At 43.3% G+C, this 1,323-nt stretch carries 3 protein-coding genes; all 3 read left to right on the forward strand.

Translation table 11 applies throughout. The annotated features are described in order from the left end of the window. Positions 1-100 precede the first annotated feature (100 nt). The 3 genes from B5D35_RS23795 to B5D35_RS23810 all read left to right on the forward strand — a co-directional run bounded on the left by B5D35_RS23795 (position 101) and on the right by B5D35_RS23810 (position 1,128). The gene (locus tag B5D35_RS23795) at positions 101-289 is read left to right on the forward strand and encodes a hypothetical protein (protein ID WP_078754858.1); all 189 of its coding nucleotides are present in this window, start codon (positions 101-103) and stop codon (positions 287-289) included. A gap of 279 nt (positions 290-568) precedes the next feature. After that, entirely contained in the window at positions 569-853 is a 285-nt protein-coding gene (locus B5D35_RS23805; protein WP_005398409.1) for a type II toxin-antitoxin system TacA family antitoxin, read from the forward strand. After that, positions 850-1,128, forward strand: coding sequence for a type II toxin-antitoxin system RelE/ParE family toxin (locus B5D35_RS23810; RefSeq protein ID WP_053816243.1), 279 nt, complete (start codon positions 850-852; stop codon positions 1,126-1,128). The genes B5D35_RS23805 and B5D35_RS23810 overlap by 4 nt, the downstream gene beginning before the upstream one ends. Positions 1,129-1,323 lie beyond the last annotated feature (195 nt).

A 1,323-nucleotide genomic window follows, 5' to 3' on the forward strand; every position in this document is an offset into this window, starting at 1 on the left:
TTCGAATCTCTCCACCCCTGCCACCTTATTCTGCATAACTATGCAAAAAGAAAGGCCGCTCGTTTGAGCGGCCTTTTGTGTATTTGGAGATAAGTGACATATGCCTCGCACTGCGTATGGTTTCTGCAAAAAGCAAACGCAGCTGGATGTGATGCCTTTGGCTGAGGATGAAAAGAATGCGTCACAAAATGACAGACGTTATCTTCGGCGTTGGGATGTGATCATTGTGTTGATGATCATTTTTGATGTTTGCCTGATTGCTTGGGACTGGGTTTATCTCGCGCACTAAAAAGCCGCTCCGTTGAGCGGCTTTTTGCTATCTAGGTTTTGATGTTCTAAGCCGAAAATGGACAAAAGCTTCTTAGAGGGGGCGCTGGTATTAGAAAAAATAACTCCCTGTTAAGGTGTGAGCAACGCAATACCGAAGCTCCCGCATACTACCTTAAACACAAAACGCAACGCATAGTAAAAATGCCACGCGTTGCGAATCACTCTTAAATTGTTTGTTAGTTGCCCATCTCAAAGCCTAGTGCTAACATTTGTACACACACCAACAAAGGAATACATCATGGACACTAGAATTCAATTTCGTGTTGATGAAGAAACAAAACGCCTAGCTCAACAAATGGCTGAGAGCCAAGGTCGCACTTTGAGTGACGCATGCCGTGAACTTACTGAGCAACTCGCTGAGCAGCAAAGAAAAACATTATCTCACGATGCATGGCTAACTGAACAAGTAAACCTAGCATTTGAGAAGTTTGACTCAGGAAAATCCGTTTTCGTTGAGCACCAAACTGCTAAATCTCGAATGGAAGAGCGCAAAGCCAGAATCCGTAATCGAGGTAAGCAATGATTTTATGGGAAGAAGAGTCACTTAATGATCGTGAAAAGATCTTTGAGTTTCTCTATGACTTCAACCCTGATGCGGCAGAGAAAACTGACAACCTCATTGAAGCAAAAGTAGAAAACTTGTTAGAGCAACCACTGATGGGTGTGCAGCGAGACGGTATTCGTGGGAGATTACTCATTATCCCTGAGATTTCGATGATCGTCTCCTATTGGATCGAAGGCGACATTATCCGAATCATGCGCGTGCTCCACCAGAAACAAAAATTTCCTATGGATTGATAGCTCTCTCTGGGGAACTAACGCCAAATTAAGGTGTGAACAACGCTACCACCTTAGCTAAACCATTGTGCCATAAACACTAAATTTACTTGAAATGATGGCGCTGTTACCGCCGATGTAAAAATGACCCACTAACGTCGATTTAAAATTGACCCACCTGAGACAAAATGTCTGTTCGTTTCATGGATAAAACGG

The organism is Enterovibrio nigricans DSM 22720 (genome assembly GCF_900167155.1).
In the GTDB taxonomy this organism is placed as follows: domain Bacteria; phylum Pseudomonadota; class Gammaproteobacteria; order Enterobacterales; family Vibrionaceae; genus Enterovibrio; species Enterovibrio nigricans.

Bases quoted from the DNA above. Each gene is read 5' to 3' on its own strand.
- B5D35_RS23810 (WP_053816243.1), top strand. From the start codon at position 850: ATGATTTTATGGGAAGAAGAGTCACTTAATGATCGTGAAAAGATCTTT.
- B5D35_RS23805 (WP_005398409.1), top strand. From the start codon at position 569: ATGGACACTAGAATTCAATTTCGTGTTGATGAAGAAACAAAACGCCTA.
- B5D35_RS23795 (WP_078754858.1), top strand. From the start codon at position 101: ATGCCTCGCACTGCGTATGGTTTCTGCAAAAAGCAAACGCAGCTGGAT.